This is a genomic window from Vibrio sp. Of7-15, from assembly GCF_022347565.1.
GTDB lineage: Bacteria > Pseudomonadota > Gammaproteobacteria > Enterobacterales > Vibrionaceae > NORP241.
Genome location: NZ_JAKRGH010000008.1, coordinates 155,756 through 176,267, shown reverse-complemented (window position 1 = coordinate 176,267; position 20,512 = coordinate 155,756). Strand labels below are relative to the sequence as shown.

At 41.2% G+C, this 20,512-nt stretch carries 18 protein-coding genes; 13 read left to right on the top strand and 5 right to left on the bottom strand.

Annotation, left to right across the window (positions count from 1 at the left end; all coding sequences use genetic code 11):
* Positions 1-283 precede the first annotated feature (283 nt).
* The 4 genes from MHO82_RS11390 (at position 284) to MHO82_RS11375 (ending at position 4,671) form a co-directional block, all read left to right on the top strand.
* Positions 284-1,525, top strand: a complete 1,242-nt coding sequence (locus MHO82_RS11390; protein WP_239184071.1) for a tetratricopeptide repeat protein — start codon at positions 284-286, stop codon at positions 1,523-1,525.
* Complete coding sequence (locus MHO82_RS11385) at positions 1,525-2,916, top strand: hypothetical protein (RefSeq protein WP_239184070.1); 1,392 nt, start codon at positions 1,525-1,527, stop codon at positions 2,914-2,916. Before MHO82_RS11390 ends, MHO82_RS11385 begins: the two co-directional genes overlap by 1 nt.
* A 2-nt stretch (positions 2,917-2,918) precedes the next feature.
* Positions 2,919-3,929: a toxin-antitoxin system YwqK family antitoxin gene (locus tag MHO82_RS11380; protein ID WP_239184069.1), complete on the top strand. Its 1,011-nt coding sequence runs from the start codon at positions 2,919-2,921 to the stop codon at positions 3,927-3,929.
* Positions 3,930-4,116: 187 nt separating this feature from the next.
* On the top strand, positions 4,117-4,671 hold the full coding sequence (locus MHO82_RS11375; RefSeq protein WP_239184068.1) for a hypothetical protein: 555 nt from the start codon (positions 4,117-4,119) through the stop codon (positions 4,669-4,671).
* Between the two features lie 96 nt (positions 4,672-4,767).
* On the opposite strand, the gene MHO82_RS11370 is transcribed toward MHO82_RS11375, so the two are convergent.
* Genes MHO82_RS11370 through MHO82_RS11360 form a run of 3 tightly spaced genes read right to left on the bottom strand, consistent with a single transcriptional unit; the run spans position 4,768 to position 7,520 of the window.
* A complete protein-coding gene (locus tag MHO82_RS11370) occupies positions 4,768-6,537 on the bottom strand; it encodes a GMC oxidoreductase (RefSeq protein ID WP_239184067.1) in 1,770 nt (589 codons plus the stop codon).
* A gap of 33 nt (positions 6,538-6,570) precedes the next feature.
* Positions 6,571-7,110, bottom strand: coding sequence for a cupin domain-containing protein (locus tag MHO82_RS11365; RefSeq protein ID WP_239184066.1), 540 nt, complete (start codon positions 7,108-7,110; stop codon positions 6,571-6,573).
* On the bottom strand, positions 7,107-7,520 hold the full coding sequence (locus MHO82_RS11360; protein ID WP_239184065.1) for a hypothetical protein: 414 nt from the start codon (positions 7,518-7,520) through the stop codon (positions 7,107-7,109). The genes MHO82_RS11365 and MHO82_RS11360 overlap by 4 nt, the downstream gene beginning before the upstream one ends.
* Before the next feature lie 453 nt (positions 7,521-7,973).
* On the opposite strand from MHO82_RS11360, the gene MHO82_RS11355 reads away from it, so the two are divergent.
* From MHO82_RS11355 to MHO82_RS11330, 6 genes are all read left to right on the top strand, one after another.
* The gene (locus tag MHO82_RS11355; protein ID WP_239184064.1) at positions 7,974-8,387 is read left to right on the top strand and encodes a VOC family protein; all 414 of its coding nucleotides are present in this window, start codon (positions 7,974-7,976) and stop codon (positions 8,385-8,387) included.
* 135 nt (positions 8,388-8,522) lie between these two features.
* Complete coding sequence (locus tag MHO82_RS11350; RefSeq protein WP_239184063.1) at positions 8,523-8,906, top strand: hypothetical protein; 384 nt, start codon at positions 8,523-8,525, stop codon at positions 8,904-8,906.
* A gap of 88 nt (positions 8,907-8,994) precedes the next feature.
* The gene (locus MHO82_RS11345) at positions 8,995-9,348 is read left to right on the top strand and encodes a VOC family protein (protein ID WP_239184062.1); all 354 of its coding nucleotides are present in this window, start codon (positions 8,995-8,997) and stop codon (positions 9,346-9,348) included.
* 31 nt (positions 9,349-9,379) lie between these two features.
* A complete protein-coding gene (locus MHO82_RS11340) occupies positions 9,380-10,114 on the top strand; it encodes a hypothetical protein (protein WP_239184061.1) in 735 nt (244 codons plus the stop codon).
* Positions 10,115-10,306: 192 nt separating this feature from the next.
* On the top strand, positions 10,307-11,161 hold the full coding sequence (locus tag MHO82_RS11335; protein ID WP_239184060.1) for an MBL fold metallo-hydrolase: 855 nt from the start codon (positions 10,307-10,309) through the stop codon (positions 11,159-11,161).
* A 306-nt stretch (positions 11,162-11,467) separates the two neighbouring features.
* Positions 11,468-12,103, top strand: coding sequence for a porin family protein (locus MHO82_RS11330; protein ID WP_239184059.1), 636 nt, complete (start codon positions 11,468-11,470; stop codon positions 12,101-12,103).
* Positions 12,104-12,415: 312 nt separating this feature from the next.
* Here MHO82_RS11330 and MHO82_RS11325 read toward each other — a convergent pair whose 3' ends face one another.
* Complete coding sequence (locus MHO82_RS11325; protein WP_239184058.1) at positions 12,416-13,855, bottom strand: hypothetical protein; 1,440 nt, start codon at positions 13,853-13,855, stop codon at positions 12,416-12,418.
* A 622-nt stretch (positions 13,856-14,477) separates the two neighbouring features.
* Here MHO82_RS11325 and MHO82_RS11320 point away from each other — a divergent pair.
* Positions 14,478-15,644 (top strand): RNA ligase RtcB family protein, encoded by a 1,167-nt coding sequence (locus tag MHO82_RS11320; protein ID WP_239184057.1) that lies wholly within the window; start codon positions 14,478-14,480, stop codon positions 15,642-15,644.
* A complete protein-coding gene (gene prfH, locus MHO82_RS11315) occupies positions 15,641-16,264 on the top strand; it encodes a peptide chain release factor H (RefSeq protein ID WP_239184056.1) in 624 nt (207 codons plus the stop codon). Before MHO82_RS11320 ends, prfH begins: the two co-directional genes overlap by 4 nt.
* 107 nt (positions 16,265-16,371) lie before the next feature.
* On the opposite strand, the gene MHO82_RS11310 is transcribed toward prfH, so the two are convergent.
* On the bottom strand, positions 16,372-18,489 hold the full coding sequence (locus tag MHO82_RS11310; RefSeq protein ID WP_239184055.1) for a pre-peptidase C-terminal domain-containing protein: 2,118 nt from the start codon (positions 18,487-18,489) through the stop codon (positions 16,372-16,374).
* A gap of 633 nt (positions 18,490-19,122) precedes the next feature.
* On the opposite strand from MHO82_RS11310, the gene MHO82_RS11305 reads away from it, so the two are divergent.
* On the top strand, positions 19,123-20,442 hold the full coding sequence (locus MHO82_RS11305) for a M23 family metallopeptidase (protein ID WP_239184054.1): 1,320 nt from the start codon (positions 19,123-19,125) through the stop codon (positions 20,440-20,442).
* Positions 20,443-20,512: the final 70 nt, after the last annotated feature.

The window sequence follows — 20,512 nt, the reverse complement described above, 5'->3', positions numbered from 1 at the left end:
GTATACGCTTTGTTTATCTATTCTTTTTAATTGATATTTCATTCAGGTTTTAATGAGAATTTCTATTATCAACTAATTTTTATTCATTTTTTAATTTTGCCTGCTGAGTGAAAATTGTGACGACTATCTTCGCAAAAATATACTGTTTGCTAAGTAGCAATTTTGTAATTTAGTGTATTAATAAAAAATAATAAAGTGATATATTATCGCGAAATATCAGGTTGTAACCAATTGGTTTATCACAGTTTAGTTACATTGTTGTCAATAAGTTCCGGAGTCAGGTTTGAACGTTAAATTACTGCCTTTATTGGGGTTACTCGCCAGTGTTAGTCCTTATGGTTATGCTGACACCCAATCGCCTTATACCGAAGTAAAAGAAAACCGTGTGTCAGTGGATCTTAAAGGGGTGATCACCCATGGCTTCCATCCCGATGTTGAAATGTATTATGCATCGACAGTATTCATGGATGATGATGGTGAGTTACAAGTCGAAGGGGCTAATTATTACGGCCACCCTGAATTTGATTGGCAAGTGAATGATGGTTTTTATGCATTTTGTGATGGCAAGCAAATTAAATTAGGTGTTAACACTGGTTATGTGAATTTTAGAGACACTTATAGCCAGTTTTTATTTACGTTAGATAATGATCAGCGTTTCTACTACGAGCCGACCATTACAGAAAATGAGAAGCTTTATTTTCCTGAGTTAGGAAAAGACAAATTATTTTTCCGTCCGAGTGCTGCATTCATTAATGCATTAAAACACACTCAAACTGTTGAAGTTGAAATTAAGGCGACGGGTCGGTTAAGCACCACTGAAAAGAATCACACAGGGGCGCTGTCTGTAGGGGGCGTTGCAGAAATGCTGACACGTGTGATGAACCATTGTCCTGAAACTGCTCCTGAAGAAGATGTGAGTCAATTAAGCCCATCTCAACGTTTGGTGACAAAAGCGAAACAGTTAATGGACATCAAGCGTGATGAGGAAGCGTTCCCATTATTAAAAGAAGCTTCGGAGTTGGGAGACGGTGAAGCTAGCTTATTATTGGCGGGCTATTACTTCGAAGACACTGAAAATGACAACCGCTTGGAGCTTGCACGTGACACAAGGCGACTAGGTGCCAAGCAAGGAAATACCGATGCTATGTGCGCTGCGGCAGTGGATTACGTGCAACTTAAACATAAAGACGACAGTTATGGGCCTAAAGGGCTGAAATTATTTGAAGAAGCAGAAGCTAAAGGCGCTTCATGTGCATATTTTAATTTAGGTTATATGTACATCATGGGTATGGTCGTCGAGAAAGACATGCAACGTGGTCGAGAGTATTTAAAGCGTGTTGCCCATGAGTCGCCCAGTGCCCTTAATATTTTACTTCAAACCTATTATGGAGAGCCTAAAGAGATGGACAGTGAGGTGTACCCTTGGTTGAAGTTAATGATCAAAAATCATGATTTTGATTTAAATATGAAGGCGACGATTTGTAAACGAAGTCCAGAGTTGTGCGAAAAGGAGGAGGCGAGCTGATGCGTTTATATGTTCACACACTGCGTGGTAAGAAAAAGGCAGCAATGGGTTTGAATATTGCGCTATTAAGCCAGTGCTTATTGTATTCAAGTTTGTCTTCTGCGATTGAATTCTCGGATTTGATGTTCGCTCAAAAAGGGCGTGAAAGGCTTGCGTTATTAGCAAAGGATAAACAACCTTATACTGGGGTGGCGGTTTCTTATTATGATAATGGTAACAAACGTTCAGAAGCCTATTATCTTGATGGTAAAAATCACGGACCTAGCTTTCGTTGGTTTGAAGATGGCCGCTTAAAAAGTGAGGCGCATTGGTTGAATGGGAAAAAGCAAGGGATTCATCAAGAGTGGGCTCAGGAGAAACATAAAAAAGACGCTGATGGCAACGCGGTATATTACCCTAAAAAGCGCCAAGAATTTCAGTTTGGTAAGCTTAATGGCGAATCGGAAATGTGGAATCGCGGGCGACGTTATGTTGAGTCTAGTTTTGTCAACGGCCGTTTGAATGGCAGTGAGCTACGTTGGGAAACCGACAAAAATGGACAAAGTTATCTTAGGCAAGAAGAGCCGTATTTAAACGCGAAAAAAACGGGCCTCATGCGGGAGTTTTTTTCTGATCAGCAAACGAAAGAAGAAGGCTACTATACAGTAGGCAACAGAGAAGGATTATGGCTTGAGTTTGAATTGGATGAAGCACAAAGCTTACAACCTGAATATGTTCAATTTTATCAAGATGATGAGCAACAAGGCTTAGAGTTACAGTATGGTGATGGCGTACTGCGGCGAGAAACCAGTTATCGTAATGACTCACCTTATGGTTTACAGCACAAGTACAGCAGTAAAGGGGTGTTGACCGAGTTGAATCTGCTTAAGGAAACGGGAAAGCGGGTTCGTTTTTATAGAAATACGAATATTCGTGAGTCTGAAATCAATCGGATTCGGGGTATTTCAGAAGCTTGGCAATTTTACTGGTTCCCTTCAGGCAACCCGAAAAAAGTCAGGTTTTACCACCTTGGGGAGATAACCCCTCTTGTGACTGAGTGGCATCAAAATGGCCGAAAAGAACATGAGATCAGTGATGAAGGCAAAAGCGACGCACATTTAGAGCGTCAGTGGTACGCAAACGGGCAGTTGAAAACGGAAGGTTATTTAACCGAAAAAGGTAAGATTGGCCTTCATCAAGCTTGGTATAAGAATGGTCAGTTGAAAAGTCAGATCCATTATTCTGCGATACCCAATCACTATAACACAGTGAAAGACGGCAAAGAAACCCAGTGGTACAGCAATGGGCAAATCATGATAGAAATGACATACCGTGATGGTCAGGCTGTGGGTATACGCCGAACATGGCTCGACGACGGTACTTTGTATTCAGAAAAAGAGATGGGGATTTAATTATGATCAGGCAAGGTTATTCTTTTGTATCTGCTCAGAAGCTACCTCGTTTTCTGGCCGGTGCGTTACTGGGTTTGTGTTTGGTGCCATTAACCGCGCAAAGCACTTTATTGGAATTTAAAGGCAAAGAAGGGCTAGCGTATGAAAAAGGGCATTCAGAACCTTACTCAGGAACCGTGATTCAGTATTACCATGACAATGAAACAAAAGAGAAAAGCACCAATAAGCTCAGTGAAGTGACGTATGTTGAAGGTAAAAAGCAAGGGCAGGCGAAATATTGGACTTATTTTGGGCGTCCTAAAATTCTCCATACCTATGATAATAATGTGCTAAATGGCCGCTCTGTGTCTTTTAATGCAGGTGTCGCTAGTGGCATGGCATGGGAACGCTTTTATGTGAACGGCAAAGAAGAAGGGCAATCCACTTATTGGAATGTGTCTGGACAAAAGCAGTGGGTTATTAATATGAAGCAAGGCCTGCGCGATGGTTTGGCGCAAGGCTGGAATAATCAGGGCAAGCTTATTTTTAAAGGGGCTTTCACGGCCAATAAACAACAAGGTGAGCACTTGTGGTTTTATAATCAGGGTCAGAAGCAGCAGCGGGCGGAGTTTACCGATGGGCAGTATGATGGTGAGTATCAAGTGTGGTATGAAAATGGCCAGCTTGCGATTGAAGCCTTTTATGTTGATGGCCAGCTTCATGGCGATGAAAAATATTGGTATGACAACGGTCAACTGAAAACTCACACCGTATATAACGCTGGGCTAAAGCAAGGGAAAGAGCAATTCTGGTATGAAGACGGAACTAAAATGCACCGAGCTCACTACCAAGATGGCGTAAAACAAGGCAAGCAGGAAACCTGGTATGACAATGGTCAGCCTCAATCTGTCAGTCATTTTAAAGGAAATAAGTTAGATGGCGAAGAGCTATTATGGACAGAGGAAGGGCGAAAAACCCGCTTTGTGTATAAAGAGGGATTGGTCGTTGATTTTGATTTGCCTGCAAAAAGCTAATGTTACCCTGAGTACTGAGAGCTAACGTATATTGAAGTCCTCTTTGATAAGGGTGCCAAATTTAAACGGTTTGGCCCCCTTTTGTTATTTAAGTTGATCAGATTTTTACCAGATTGTTGTTGATAATGATTTTTATTCGTATAAAGTGTGTTAACTCATAACAAACGAGCTCACTGCGGAGACGAAAATGGAACAATCTGATATCACTAAACTTCTGATCCCTCAAAGTGACTGGGCATCCCCAGAGCTTTTTTTGTACGAAAATGAAGACAAGTTACGCCTTGATTTAGCGTCAGCCATCCAATTTAGCGGCATTAACAGTGTCGGCGGGGTCGTGTTAGGATTTCGATTAGTGCAATACGCGGTTCAATTGACGGCGGGAAATGGACCTTTACAGCGTGATGGCATCAGCATTTATACGTCATTCCCTGGCAGAGGTACTCAAGACGCGTTTGAATACACATGCCGTGCGCTTCGAGATAAACGTTATTGTTGTGATACCACCTTACATCACCCTGGTGCGCAATCCGGTCAAAGAGGGCAGTTCCTATTTACTATGCGTGTGAATGAACAATCGATGGTGATGACGCCTGCTGATGGTATGCCTCAACACAGTTACTTTGAAGCCGATAGAAGTGCGCAAGACAGTCTAGAAGCCGCCCTAAGATGGCGTGATGAAAAAATTAATTTCGCGAACACTCTGCTGAGTCTGCCGCCAGAGAAATGCTTACGTGTGTTGTAGTTTTTAACGTTATCTAGCAGACGAATATCTAACAAATTTGAATACATCAGCGACGGCCATTAACCATGGTCGTCGCTGATTTTGTTTAATTAAAGACTATTTTTTACTGTGCAGTTTGTCGGCGAGATCTTGTGCTAACGCTACCATCGTTAACGTCGGGTTCCAAGAGCCACCTTGCGGCCATAGGGCACCACCTGTGATGTAAACGTTATTTGTCCCTTTCAACTTATAATCCAAGTCAACAGGCGCTGAATCTTCTTCACCAATATGGAGCGTGGAGCTTTCATGCACGGGTGCATCGACACGGATATCTTTGGCGTCAGGGCGAGAGCGGAACCATTCTCCGTGATCTTGTCCATTTTCCATACGTGGGTGCCAATATTCCACTGCGCCAGAACCACTAGGCGAGAGTACTGTTTCTAATATGTCGAAAGTGGATTGGTCCATGGTTTCCCAGGTATCTAAATCAAGTTCGTTTGTGGTAATTTGCAGTAACGAGTTGGTTGTTACATCATCGTCCGCACTATTTTTCTTAAACCAGTTATTGTCGTTTTTGTAGTCGAGCTCCCCCAGTACCGCACACACAAACACCACGTGATCAGGAGAAGATTGCAGTTGCTCCATAGAAGCGGTTGCCACCACATCTGGCATGTACCTCAGTGCAAGCTCGGCGTTTTTCTCTGGGTTAGAATCCCATAACGAAGAAAGCTGGATGTGGAACTGTTGATCAAAACTATCATTGGCCACACCAGCCACGTAGTTTGCGCCTAATTCGAGTTGACCAAACTTACCATCAGGATCTAACTCAGACTTAGGTACTCGCGCGACAATCGAACTAATGAAGTGGGCGGAAAAACGAGAACCCAAATTCGGTATACTAGGGAAGGAGTTACGAACTAAGGTGGTCGGTGGCAATGTCCCCATGGCCAACACCAGTTCAGCATTGCCTAATGGTAATACGCCGCGTGACGTTTGCAGTGCCGTGGCTTTTTTCTCACCGTTTAACTCTTGCTGGTGGATTTCTTCTACGGTACAAGCACTGACAATATCAAGCTGAGGACCAACACGTTTTCCAGCGGCGTCTACTTTATTGAATTTCTCTGCTAAGGCGAGTAACTCCCCTGGGGTGGAGAACTTTTGGAAATCAATGCCATTTTCTTGCATAGAGGCAGAAGCCAGTGGCGCCGGATCGGTACGGTAAATCCCGTTTACGTCTCTCCCTAACTCTTGCAATAGACTTTGTACTCGTCGTTGCAGTGCGCCGTAAACAGGTCGAGTACCAGACACAAAGTCAAAAATTTCTTGATGAGGGAAGTTATCGATCTCGTCTGCATTTTGTACTCTAAGTAGGTTTTTAGCTGAGTCAAAATTCTTTCTTGCGGCTTCAATGGTGTGTGTTGGCCAACCAGCAAACTCATCGTTATTTGGTATTGGGCACCATGCGCTCCAGAGGGTGGATCTACCACCAAAGAAAGGTACCATTCCGTGTTGCCACTTAATGGGAGAGTCGGGCTGCTGATTTTTAATCGACATTGTCCACGGGAAAGTTTCAGATAACCCACCTAATGTATCTTTAAATGGCAATGGTAAATTCTGGAAATGCTCAGGTAAAAAGAAGGTGCCTCGCTCAATTAACAAAATACGGGCGTTAGAGTTTTCTTTTTCTAATATGCGCTCCGCAAACGCTAAGGCACAAAAGCCAGTACCTACTACAACGTAATCGTAATCATTTTCTTCTCGTGCTTTTTTCCATTCACCATTTGATAGGAAAAACACATGATCCATGACTTTCTGACCCGTTGGGCTTTGAGGCCCCGGAGTAGGATAGCCATATTGAAGTTTGTTACTTGATGCCGCTGTTCCCATTATTCTTTCCTTGTATAAACTAGGTGTGACGTATTACTTGGCGCTAAATGCCAAGCGGTTGATGATGTCTGCTTGCGCAGGATAGTCTGTAATGAGCTGCTGAATATCGGATTGAGTTGGAGTGATTGAATCGGCAGGATCCCACCCCGGAGCCAAGCTGCATGCACATAAAGCAAAGTTGGAATCTTCCTGAAGTTCCGCACCGAACCACGTGTTATGAGGGGCAGAGCAAAGTAATACCTGATCTTGCTCCAGTTTGTCTCCCACTGTGATTACTTTGAATTCACCATGAGGTAAAAACAGATAGAGCTTAAGCGCTGTCCCTTGTAAAAAGAACCACTGCTCATCTTGATTTAATTGATGTAAAGCCAAGCGAGAGCTAGGAAAAGGAGAGATTAAATCACGTGCAAGCAGGTAATAGTTGTTTGAATAAAATCGTCGATCTGAATGAAACCGCTCTGGTAGAGCTTGTTTGGGAATGGTTTCGCTGGAAGCTTCACCCTCACCAAAATAGCCCCCAAGTTCAATGGCTTCTAGTTTTAAGTGATCGAGCCAATATTCTGCCCCTTTCATTTTGCCCCCTCAGGTGGGTTAACCAGTGAAAAGCATACCGTGATGCCTTTGATGAGTTCAGGGTTTTGGGTATCTCGCCAAAGTCCTTTCTGCGTGACTATGGGTTCATCTTTATGACCTCCAGATCCATCTGGAACGGGGATGGTTTCATGCAGATTAAGGATAGGTTTGCCAGATGTAATCACCAATTGGTCGTGGGCAACGTGGGCGGCAAACTGGTCTTTCTGCCCAATTAAGTCACTCTTAGGCACGCCAATGAGATCAGAAAAGTTCTGGTTTACCCAAAGAAAGACAGAGTTCGTATTTTTGATGGCGTAATAAATGCCGTCTTGTGTATCTAAAACGGTCATTAACACATCTGAATTGAACTCTTCTGGGCTTACAGGTGGTTCTATAACGTTTTTAAGCATATTTTGCTCCTGATATTGGTGCTAAATTGCTTTTTCAGAGTAGAGGTAGTTTTCTTTGTGTGTAAATGGTTATTAAATTGAGTTGTGATTGGTGAGGCTTTTATTTTATAAAATTATATTTCGGTCATCTTTTTTTGTGAGCTGTTAAATTTATTATTTTGGATTGGTTCTTATTTTACTTTTTGTTTTTATTGGGTTTTTATTGGGTTTTTATGTTTTTTGGCAAGTTTGTTATTTTTAGAACTATCAAAGATGAAAGTCAGTGTTCGAGCTGGCTTTGAGATCAAAAAAGTGGATGGCTCTTTTTAGTTCTCGCTGGTGGTATTTATAAGCGCTTATATTTAAATTATATTGAGCCCGTTTTTCAAAAGATGCCAAGCTTAACGAGTTTGGCATTTTTAATTAATCAATAATATAAAAGCGGAATCCGTTTTAGCATTTAGGAGAATAGTCATGCCTAACCTTGTGCAGCAGCAAATAGGAAACATTGCGTTAGTGGTGGATAATTACGATGATGCAATTGAGTTCTATACAAATAAGCTACAGTTTACTTTGGTTGAAGACACGGACTTAGGTGGCGGCAAACGATGGGTGCAAGTGTCTCCTCCTAATTCAAACGGGACCAATTTATTGTTGGCTCAAGCCAGTAACGATGAACAAAAGCACGCAGTAGGCAATCAAACAGGTGGTCGAGTTTTCTTATTCCTGCAAACCAATGACTTTTGGCGTGATTATGAGTTAATGAAAGACAATGGGGTGGTTTTTAATGAAGATCCGCGTGTAGAAGAATACGGCACCGTTGTGGTGTTTCAAGATCTGTACGGCAATAAGTGGGATTTATTGCAATTAAACAAGTCATCTAATTAGTTAGGGAAAACTCTTTCTAGAAAGTGTCGGTATTGTGCCTAAGATCTTGTTTCTTAGATGTGTATTTACTTATTATGACACAGTGAAAAAGAACCCATGTATCATAAAGTTATGTCGTGATGGGTTGAGATAAAAATGCATAAAAAGTACTACCTTCTGTTTTCTACCTTGTTGTCTTTTGGCTTCAGTGACAGCTTGGCCGCAAAAGACAATACCGATGTTCTAAGCAGTATTCACGTGTATACCGATACGGTCGGAGGACCCTACGTAGATGAATGGTATGTTCATGGCAATCTGGATGGGTTAACTGATCTTACGTTAATCCGAGGTGGTAAATCTGGGGAGCTTGAAGTTGCGATAAAAGTAACTTGTGAGCCACGAAGTGTATCCATAGGCGAGTTCGGTATGCTTTGGGGAGAAACTCGACTGCCCAAAGAAGAGATCCAAGGGTATTTCCCGGCTGATCTGACAACGTCAATAACTCAGAGAGTTTGTGAAAAGGGAACCAACCCCCATTAGCATTGAGGGAATCTCCCGTTCTGGTCTTCGAACGGTATGGGGAAAAGAGTAGAAATACACATTCTAGTTTGTAGGAAGGAGAGATCTTTTGAGGCCAGCAGCGGTATTGGTTCATGTTCCAGATGTATCCTTGGGATTAAAGTGGTATCAAAAAGCGTTTCCTATGGCTAAATCAACGTATTTAGATGAATTTGAATTTACGGTGCTTGATATTAATGGGTTTGCTCTCGAAATTGTCCAAGCTGATGAAAAAGTCGGGGCAGGGAAAAAGGGCACGGTTCTATATTGGTCTGTGGAAAGTATCAATGAATCACTAGAACACTTTGTCGGTTTAGGTGCAAAGTTATATCGAGGCCCGCTAAAAATAGAAAATGGTTTATCTATATGCCAAGTTGAAGATCCTTTTGGTAATTTAATTGGTTTGAAAGGCAAACTTAAATGATTATTTCTTGAAAGGAATAAAGGTAATTAGCATGGAATATAAGGTAAGTTGCCTTAACGATCGAAAAGATCTTACTACTCAGGTGGCATCGCTAGACGATCGTTCGTGGCCACTTTTTTTGCAAAATGGCGATGCGAAAAGTTGGTCACATTTCTATGATGAGTTAAGTGAGTACGTATTAGTGCTCACTCAGCATGATCAGGTGATCGCGGTTGGTTTTACTGTGCCTGTTGTATGGGATGGAAAACCAGAAAATCTACCAAGTTCAATTGAAAATGTTTTAAATAATGGGTTAGAGGTTAAACGTAATAACCTAGAAGCAAATACGTTGATCCCCATTGGTGCGCTTGTGGATCCGGCATCACAAGGTAAAGGGCTAAGTACAAAGATACTGATTGAAATGAAGAAGCTGGCTTTGGCCATGGGTTTGTCTTCATTAGTTGTGCCTGTCAGACCGACGAAAAAAGCACAATACCCTTTGCAATCCATACATGAATACGCAACGTGGAAAAATTCAGATGGCTATTTGTACGACCCTTGGTTGAGAGTGCATGAAAAGTTGGGAGCGGAAATCATTAACGTTGTGGAAAATACATTAGAAGTCACCAGCTCGCTTGAAGACTGGGCGCAATGGACTGACATGGTTTTCCCTACCTCGGGCGAGTACGTGGTAAAAGGGGCGCTAAGTCCCGTCACAGTAAATACAGAGAAAGGCATCGCGACGTACCTCGACCCCAATGTGTGGATGCTGCATCCAATGCAATAAATGGGTTGATGGTGTGTCTTACTAAACAATATCGCTGGTGGACATCATAATCACCAGTCACCAATAAAGAGCAACACAGATCAAGGCTATTTAAGTCGATCATAACCTGCAGGGCATGACCCTTTTTATTTTTATACCCGATCGTGTTTGAGCTTTCTGGGTAAAACACTTGCTAGCATTTTGGAGAAATTAATGCGCTTCATTCTATATTTGATTTTTATATTATTATCAGTACCCACGTTTTCCGAAACGGAAATACCGGAAATGAATACGAAGAATGGCTATGTTGAACCTTTTAAAATGTTCGATAACGTTTATTACGTAGGGGATAAGTGGGTTTCTTCCTATGCTGTAGAAACATCATCAGGTTTGGTTATTATTGACACCCTCGATTTCCCATACAGCAAATGGATTCCTATTAATTTACAGAAGCTGGGGTTAGAGGATAAAGCCGTGACTCATATTATTGCAACACATGGTCATTCAGATCATGTGGGTGGAGCGCAATATCTTCAGTCTATGTACAATTCCAAAGTGATCATGACCAAAAAAGGGCTTGAGTTATCCATCGAGCAATCTGAAAAGAGTAAAGGGAAAAATAAATTCCTACCTCCAGAGGTTGATACATTCGCTGAAGATGATTCAAACATTCTGATAGGTGGCACGAATTTTAAGTTTTATTTAACGCCAGGCCACACGGAAGGGGATTTATCTGTCGATTTTTTCGTTGAGGATAACGGCAAACCGTATAGAGCTTTCGTGATTGGTGGACATGGAGTCAATTTCCAGAAGCCTGAATTGGCAAAGAAATTTTTTGCAAGCATGAAACGAATTAAAAAAATAGCGATGGACAGCCCATTAGTCACGGTTAATTTGTCTAATCACCCTCATAAAAATAACCTGTTCTCTAATAGGGATAAAGTGGGTAAAGATGGCGGCCTAAACCCGTTTATTAGCGACACAAACTTTTTCAACTTTGTTGATCAGCAAGTTGGCTTAGCGACCAAGAAGTTTGAGGAAAGCAGCAATACTAGTAAGTCAAACTAACAGGTTAATGCAGACAAGCACAACAGCGTCGGTTGGTTAAAGCGTTATATGCCTTATCGGTTTAGTCGATAAGGCATATCTCGTTGTAAGAAGAAAAATTGCTAAGAAACAGTCTCATACGTCCACCTAATGACTCACTTCAAGGTTCTCGCTAAGAGAGCATCAATACCTAATCAAGGGCTATAATCTAAGCGTTCTACTAAAAGTAGTGTTGGCCACAATAAAACATTGCTCAAAATATTATTGAATACTGTTTTATTTGAGAATATCATTCAGCTTTCGCTTACTGAACATAAAGAAAAAACAATGAAACGGGTACTTATTGCACTATTAGTGACTAGCAGCTTTACGGCTAACGCCTCTTACTCTTTCCTTTCTGGTGGATACCAATTTACGCGTGTAAATGAAGGGGGAATGGGGCAGTATTTTGATAATCGTTACAATAATGAGGAAGCCAGTAAATATCTTCACGGGTTTTATCTGAGAGGAAGCTGGAACTTTTACGGGAACTTTTTCGCAGAATACCGCACAGGGTTAACCACGCGTGTTTCGTCAACGTTAGAGCAAGATTATCTCGCGGCGGGGTATTACATTCCTTTGGCGGATCAAGCCAGTGTTTATGCTTCAATGGGTTATGCGAGCTATGATGCAACAAGAGACATTAACACCAATTGCAGCACTAAGTGTAAGAATGTAACGATTTCAAATGATGGTGGTGGATTTTCTAGTGAGCTAGGCTTACGCCTCAAGCCATTATCTTGGTTGCAAATAGAACCTTCTTATCGTTATGCTGATTTTGGCCAGCAAGAGCAATACGAATTTCGAGTAAGTAATACATTACAATTCACACAGCATTCAGGTTTAGAACTTAACGCGGGTTACCGTTATTGGAAAGAGCTGGATGAAAGCCACTATCAAGTTGGTTACCGTTACAGTTTTTAATTACCTTTATCCATCTTCTCGTTTTTGAACACTCTTTTTATGGGTGGATAATAAAAGGGCGCTGTTTGTATTCAGTATTAAGCTGCGCCTCTATTTATTGGTCTTACATGATTCTAATGCACTATAATTTATCTGTGCGGGATCAAATAAAATATCTTACATAGACACATAACCTGATTAAGGGAAAATATGATTCGCCCGAAAGAAGGAAGAAAGGGGAGCCATAGTAGGCTATGGCTCCTCTTTTTATTTTACGTATTAAATGCTTAGGCGATAAAGAGAAAGTTTAGCGCCGAGTTTAGGTTACATCGCTTATTCACTGTATAAAAACTTCTGACGGCATAAGTGGCCAAGCGTGACATATTGTACTGTTGGGCCACCAACACCAACGTCTTTAGCTTGTGACACGTCAATATTCCACACGCCGAAGTTATATGAGGTCTGCCACCAATTCTTAGTGCCAAATTTATGTTCATAGTGAGGTTTAGAAGTAAGATCGCCAGAACATGTACCTAAATCAACCAACCCACTGACTTGACCATGGCTGTCACTGATGAGTGGGTATGGTGTGTAGTTAATGTTAATCTCATTTGTATCGATATCCACTCGTTTATCAAGATTTAGTATAATCTCAGCCCCTTCAACTGGCTGACCGGTAGAATCCAGAACTTTAGCTCCCCAGTAAAGACGCTTATAGGCTTGCGTTGTCATGTAGGTTGGTGTTGAGTTAAAGGTCATTCTAGTAACGTTGGCTTCACCGTCCACATTTGAGGAGCTCAGGCGAGTAACTGCAGTACCTAAAACAAGCTTATACTGATGAGTCGGATCGACTGTGACTGCTGGGTTTGGTTTTACACGCACATTAATGGTTTGGTTTGGCTGTAGGTTATTCAGGGTGTAAAACTTAGTGCTTTCTAAAGGTTGCCAACCACCATTGTACAGCTCCAGAATCCATTCGTTCTGGCCATAAGCATCTTGTAATGCAACGACGGTATCTTGGCCTCTTACTGACGTGAAGTGGTAATAGTCTACGTCTGTTGCACTGTCTAAATTGGCTGTAATACGGTTGTGTTTATCGGGCAGGGCCGTTGAAAGTGACACGGCATCATTAAGCTCATACTGATCAATTCCCGTTGTCACTGCTGCCCCGAAATTAAATGGTGAGCCATCGGCGGCAACCACTTCCATGTACCAGTAATAATGGCCAGGTTCCGTCAGCGCAAGTACAGACTCATTTGCATTGGCCGCATTTTTTGAAGTACCCACAACATCTAGGCTGTCATCATTATTATGGCGGAAGACGGTTAGATCTACATTGGTTTGTGCGTTTTGCCCAACCAGTAATGCCGTGGTTTTTGAACGTTCGGTAATTTCAAAGTGGTAGCAGACAGCACTTCCTGCTGTTGCATTATTAATTGTGTATAAATTACCCGTATTCAGCGTCGGACACATTGGAGTGATCGTAGTTGGCTCTGCCGCCATCAGAGAAGTATGCGCTTGAAAAGATCGTGTTGGCGATGTAGCTGAGGGTACAGCTAAAGGAGCTTGTTGATCTTGCTCTTCAATAGAGAAAAACTCGTTTTCATTTAGGGAGTGCTTTTCGCCAGATGTCGATAATGGGGTTGAGAGATTAAAAGGGGCGATAGCCGTTTCTACGTCACCTGCTAATGGTAATTCAGTCGCTTGAGCATAAAAGCTTGAGCTACATATAAGGGCAAGTAGGGTTTTATTTAGTGAATAATGCTTCTTCAAGGTTGTGTCCTTATAATGACTATTATTGGAGTGGTATTTCAATTCCTTTCGGTTTTATAAAGTAATGAAAAATATCTCACGATCATCATATTTGTTACTTGAATTGGTGTTGTTTCATGTATCAATTTTGTCAATTTCATTTTGTATCATTTTTTATTAACAAAAGATCACTAAAAACTTAACCTTATAGTGGTAATGATAAAGTTAACTATAAATAACAACGGGTTGAGTCTTTTTAGTTGTTGATTTTGAATATAGTTAGGATTAACGCTGATATAAATATCAAGATACTTAACTTCACTAAGTTAAGTATTGTATGATCGAGAAATTGTTCACCTTTGCTATTTTATGGACTCTTATCCTATAATTTTTTATAAATATGGTGAAAACTCTATTTGCTTTATTAAAAATAAGTGATTAGTATACGCAGCAATCATTTCCCATCAACTAACTGTAAAGGAGTAAAAATTATGACAATGACATTATTATCCTTTGCAGGTCTTAATCTTTCGTAACAACAAGCTTTCCACCAGCATTTCAAGTGCTGACTGAAACGTCTTACTAGAAAAACCAGACCTGCCAATACGTTTACGTTTTAAATCCTATTAAAGGAATTGGTACTATGGGCAACTCCGTCCAAAACATTACTGAAAATGTTAGCCTTATTGCGTCTAAAGAGACGTGGATTGAAGGACTGGCGATACAACAACTAACAAAAACCTCTGAGCTTACCGGTATGTGCCGTGTTGCTGGCATGCCTGATTTGCATCCAGGAAGAGGTTACCCAATAGGGGCTGCATTTTTCACTCAAAATAAAATTTATCCCGCACTCGTGGGTAATGATATTGGTTGTGGCATGTCACTTTGGCAAACTTCAAGCAAAGTGTCTAAAGTGAATGTCTCTAAAATGGCGAAAAAGTTTGAACAGATTGAGCAGCCCCTCGATGCTAACTGGTTTGACACCATAGCCAATCGAAAATGCGAAAAAGGCATCCAGTCGGATCTTTTTGATCAAGCGTTAGGTACCATTGGCGGCGGCAACCACTTTGCTGAATTCCAAGCGATTGATGAAGTTTATAATGAAAGTGCTTTAGAAGAGCTTGGCTTGAATAAAAAACACCTTCAGTTATTGGTTCACTCAGGATCACGAGGGCTAGGCCAATCAATTTTGGTGGATCACATTACTCGCTGTAATCACGATGGATTAGAAACCAATAGCGATGAATTTTTTTCTTATATGGCTAAGCACGATGAAGCGGTTCGCTGGGCTGAATTGAACCGTGAACTGATAGCTCTGCGCTTTCTTGATGCCATTAGAGCTAAGGGTTATTGCGCTTTAGACATTAATCATAATTTAGTCACTTCCAAAAAAATTGATGGGATAGAAGGGTGGCTGCATCGCAAAGGGGCAACCCCAAGCGATCAAGGCTACGTTGTGATCCCTGGCTCTCGGGGAGATTATAGTTACCTTGTAACGCCCAGAATAAACAACGATGATAAGGCTATCATGAGTTTATTTTCTCTAGCTCATGGCGCTGGCAGAAAATGGAAGCGGGGAGAATGCCACGGTCGTTTAGGCCATAAATATAAGCGGGAAGATCTGTACCGAACAGAGCTTGGGAGTCGAGTGATTTGTGGCAATAAAGAGCTGCTTTATGATGAAGCGCCCCAAGCGTACAAGAAGTGTGAAACCGTGATCAGCGATATGGTGGATGCTGAGTTGATCGATGTGGTTGCTAAGCTTCGACCAGTTTTAACGTTTAAGACCAATGGAACTTGTTCATCATGATTTTATTACAATTATCAGCGGGGCAAGGCCCGGAAGAGTGTTGCAAAGCGGTAGGTTTGGCGCTTCAAACTATCGAAAAGCAATGTAGGGAAAAATCAGTAAAACTGGATATTGTTGAGGCAGTTAAATCTAAGCAACGCCATTGTTTTAAATCCGTGTTATTACAGTTTGAAACGGATGATCAAGAAAAAGCAAAACAGTTATCGTCGTTGTGGCAAGGTGGCATGCTATGGGTATGTCAAAGCCCATTCAGGCCGAAACACAAACGAAAGAACTGGTTTTTTAGTGGGCAAGTGTACGAATTTAGCGAGAAGAGTTTCGATAAAGGTATTACGTTTCAGTCATGTAGAGCATCAGGCTCGGGTGGGCAACATGTGAATACGACAGATTCGGCGGTACGCGCAACTCACATCAGTACGGGAATTTCGGTTCGTGTTGAAACGGAACGTAGCCAGCATGCCAATAAACGTCTTGCCCGGGCTTTATTGTTTCAAAAACTTGAAGATTTGAAGCTAGAGAAAATGACACAGCAGGAAAAAGCACGTTGGCAGCAACATTGGGACGTAGAGCGTGGTAACCCGAATAGAACATTCAAAGGGGAGAAATTTGTTACAGTTTAGGCCGTCTTGTCATTATTTCAATGTGTGTTATTAGTTAACATTTGGCATAAAAAAGCTGCCCAGTGATTATGGGCAGCTGCTAGTAACAAAAGTTTAATACTTATCGTTTATTTCACATCTAACATTACGCCAGAGAAATTTCTAAAAGCGAGAATGCCAATGTGAATTTGCTCACCTTCTACCGCAGTGATAGCACATGATTCGGTATTACCCGACTTATAAGGGCGGCAGTCATAGCTGGTTTTTGTTGGTGCTTGACCTTTACGAACATACAGATCAGCATCTCCAGTACCACCAGACATCGCGACATTAACCGACGTTACACCAGCAGGAACGGTATAAGAATAGTGCTGCCAATTACCTTGTGTTGCCGTGATGTCCGTGACAGGAAAACCAGTATTATTGGTGTTTCCTTTTGTTGTCGCTACTAATGTGACATCAGAAAAAGCGCTGTAACCAACTAGTTTTACATACACTTTTCCTTGGTAAGTACCCGTACAGCTTTCTGCATTACCTGATTTATAAGGTCGGCAGTCGTAGCTGTTAGTGGTTGGTACTGCCCCCGCTTTTACGTACAGATCCACATCTCCAGTACCGCCCGACGTTGTTACTGTCAGTAAGCTTTGATCTTTTGGTACATCAATGACAAAGACTTGTTCAGAGCCTTTAACACCAGATAAACCCGCAACAGGGACCCCAGACGTTAATTGATTGCCACTACCGTCATTCGCAATAACATCTTGAGTTTTTGTGCTGCTTAATCCGCCATCATCTGTAACCGTCAGTGTAACTTGATAGCTTCCATTGCTTGCGAAGCTATGTGTCACCGATGCGCCATTAGCTTGGTTGCCATCACCAAATGCCCACACATAATCAACGATGCTGCCATCAACATCGGTAGAGCCAGAACCATTAAAGGTACAACTTAGGCCATCACAATTAGCGGCAATTTGAGCCACTGGCGGCTTGTTACCCGGTATGTTGTTGTCACCAACAGGAGGGGTGTTGTTAAAGAAACTGGATACCTGTGGCCATATTTTATCAATCCGAACACCTTGGTTTTCACACCCTCCAAAGTGGTGAAGTGCGATAACGTTGTTGGAACTAGCGGCTAATACTGGCGAGCCGGAAGATCCACCAATCGTGTCACAAAAATACCCGGTGTCAGTGCCTGTTCCTCGGCCATTAGCTACCGCAACATCAATTTGGCACAAGCCACCACTGTTTTGATCGCTCTCGATGGAAAGCTCTTTTGGATTACCCGCACCATGCTGCGGAATATAAATGTATTCGTTCTTTGTTGGAGTACGAACATCTAAACCAAAATAGCCAAACTGTGCGATTTGTTCAAAATTATTCACCGTAAACAGAGTGTAATCAAGGGTATAGTCAGTTTTAAGCATTTGAGCGCCCGTTACTTTCACTGTACCCGCATATGTGCTGCCATTACAGTCTGTTTTTTGGTAGTTAAACCAAACTTCGGTGTTTTGCAGGCGGCTTTCATTATCCAAACAGTGGTTATTGGTGAACATGTGGTTATCTGATCCCACACGCCAACCTGTACATAGACCGCTACCATCCATCAATAATCTTGCCACAGGGCGAGTACGTTCAAATTCAACAGGGTGTGAACTTTCCCAGCAAGCCACATCACGGCGTTCGTTGACACCACAGGTAGATTCCGGGATAGCAGTGCTAAACATAGTGTTTTCACTAATATTATTTGTTTGAACTGCTTCAGGGTGGCCTGCGTAATATCGATCAATCTCAACACCGTGATCCGCAGTCCAAGTGACACCAGCAGGAATGACTAAGCGAATAATTGCTGTATCTCCCGTAATCGACATGGCCGAAAATCGGGTTATGCCGTCTTCACCAGCCACAGGATCAAACGTTGCCTGCGAGTGATTGTTACCTTCATAGCGGTAGGTTTCACTGTTTTCAGGGTTACTGACTTCAACAAAAGCCCCTTCAGGTATCTGGAATCGTTTAAAGTGTACCTTAATAAATTCTGCCCCTGCTTGATGCACTTGACTTTGCTTCACTACTTCTTGGCCCGATTCAGACATCAAACTCATGGTTGGTACAGTCAGCGATAGGCTATACGGAACCGTGTCTGAAATAACAGGTGGGCGAGGAGGATCTATGGTTTCATTACCGTGTGCGATAAATGGCATCCCTGCGAGTGCTGCAATTGAAAGTGCGCATTTGGCGGATCTAAACATACCAGTTTCCTTGTGATTTTAGATAGATAAATGGAGATTACTTTCAGAGACAGCTCAACCCTGTAAGAGCAACGTATAGAAATCTTTTTATAAAGTGGCAAAAAACATTGATCGTTTTGATAGCAAGATCGACAAACACAGTAATTGACGTGTTACGTTATTTGAAACTATTGGAACTAATGCCATAAAAAACACCAACTTTCTTGTGATGTGTCGATGTATGCTCTATCCGTTTGATAGCTTTTTAGTATTAACTACTGAGTAAATTCGTAAATAACAGCAAGATAATCTTTGCCATTTTGTTGGTATGACCGAGCTTTTTTTATAGGTTTAAAAACGAATTATTTCTGAATTTTATCCAGAAAAGCATAACTATTAAGGAGTTACTATAGAAAAGGAAGTGAGAGGGGAAAAATTTAGCAAAAGAGAATTATTTTGGTAATTCATAAGTTGTGTTGAATAAGTTGTCAATAAAAGAGTGGCTATAAATTTTCGAAAGGAAAGCTTGTTATATATGGCTTCACGGCTATTCCAAACTGATGACCGATTTAATTTTATTAATTGTCATGATGTTTATATTCGTCATTAAATAGAAAGTATATTTAGTTGTTATCTTTAAAATAAGGACACGATATGAGTAATTTAATACCAATGAAAATTAACATTAATAAGAAAATTGAACCAATTAGCGATAAATTAGTAAAATTAAAAAAAAATCGACGTCAGATTTTTATGGTATCGGGAATGTTGTCATTAATTATCTCACCATTATCTTTTGCGACCAGTATTTCGATAGGGTTACCAAATTACAAAATAATCAATAATCAACATATACCCGATGTTGTTCTTCATTTTAATAATGACCTTTTCCTTTATGGTGATAATGCGGAAGAATTCGATTTAGTTGGATATTTGGAGAATAATTCACCAGTGTTGCTGAATTATCATGAAACCATTGCACATTGGAGTGGTTATTACAGCATCAACCCCAAAATAGCGCTTGCTTTAATGGAGATAAAGTCAGGAATTATCTCAAACCCAGATACCAATAAATTAACCTCATTATTTGGTGATTTATCAAATAAGGTAACGGTGTCCGAACAATTACAGGACGTGCTATTTCGTCTGTCTTGGTTTTTTTATCAGTATGAAAAGAAACAACTTAGAAATAATCCAGAGATTGCCGAACAGCAAAGAATTAAGTCATCAGGTGTCAAAGAAGCTGCAACTGTCGCTTTATCTGCTCTGCAGGCGAGCGGACAACCTTCATTGGAAAGACAAAATACGAGCCAGTTCTATACCGCTTTTACCGACACATTCATTGCATTATTTACCGATAAACATGAGGATACTTTTTCTTCTGGAATAAATGTTAACCATTTGAATAGTAGTGAGATGTTAATGGTTCCACCAACAAGTATGATGCAGTTTCCTTGGCGTATTGGCTACTCTTGGAAATCCAACGGAGCTCATTCTCATACGGGTTCAGGTTACCCATTTTCTTCCATTGATGTGTCGTACGATTGGCCTCGATGGGGAGGAAATACATACAGTGTTGTCGCAGCACACAACGGTACTGTTAATGTGCTTTCTCGTTGCCAAGTAAGGGTAACAAACCCAAATGGATGGGCAACGAATTATTATCACATGGATGGCATTCAAGTTCAGCAAGGGCAATGGGTTAATGCCGATACTAAGCTAGGAACTTATGCCAGTAATAAAAGTACTGCACTTTGTGAAGGCGGAAGTTCTACAGGGCCTCACCTTCATTTTTCATTATTAAAAAATGGCCGTTATGTGTCTTTGCAGGGTGTTAATTTTGGAGAGTATCAGGTGAACATTGGTCGTTATAATTACGATGGTAATTGCAGTCGATTTTATTTTAGTAACTTAAGTAACAATGGATATAAATGCGCATGGAGTTCAATATATAATAATGGCGTAAGGCAGTAGGTAAAATAGAGGGTGAATTAAGCTCTATTTGTATTTTACAAATAGTATTGAACATGATAAGCCACTTATT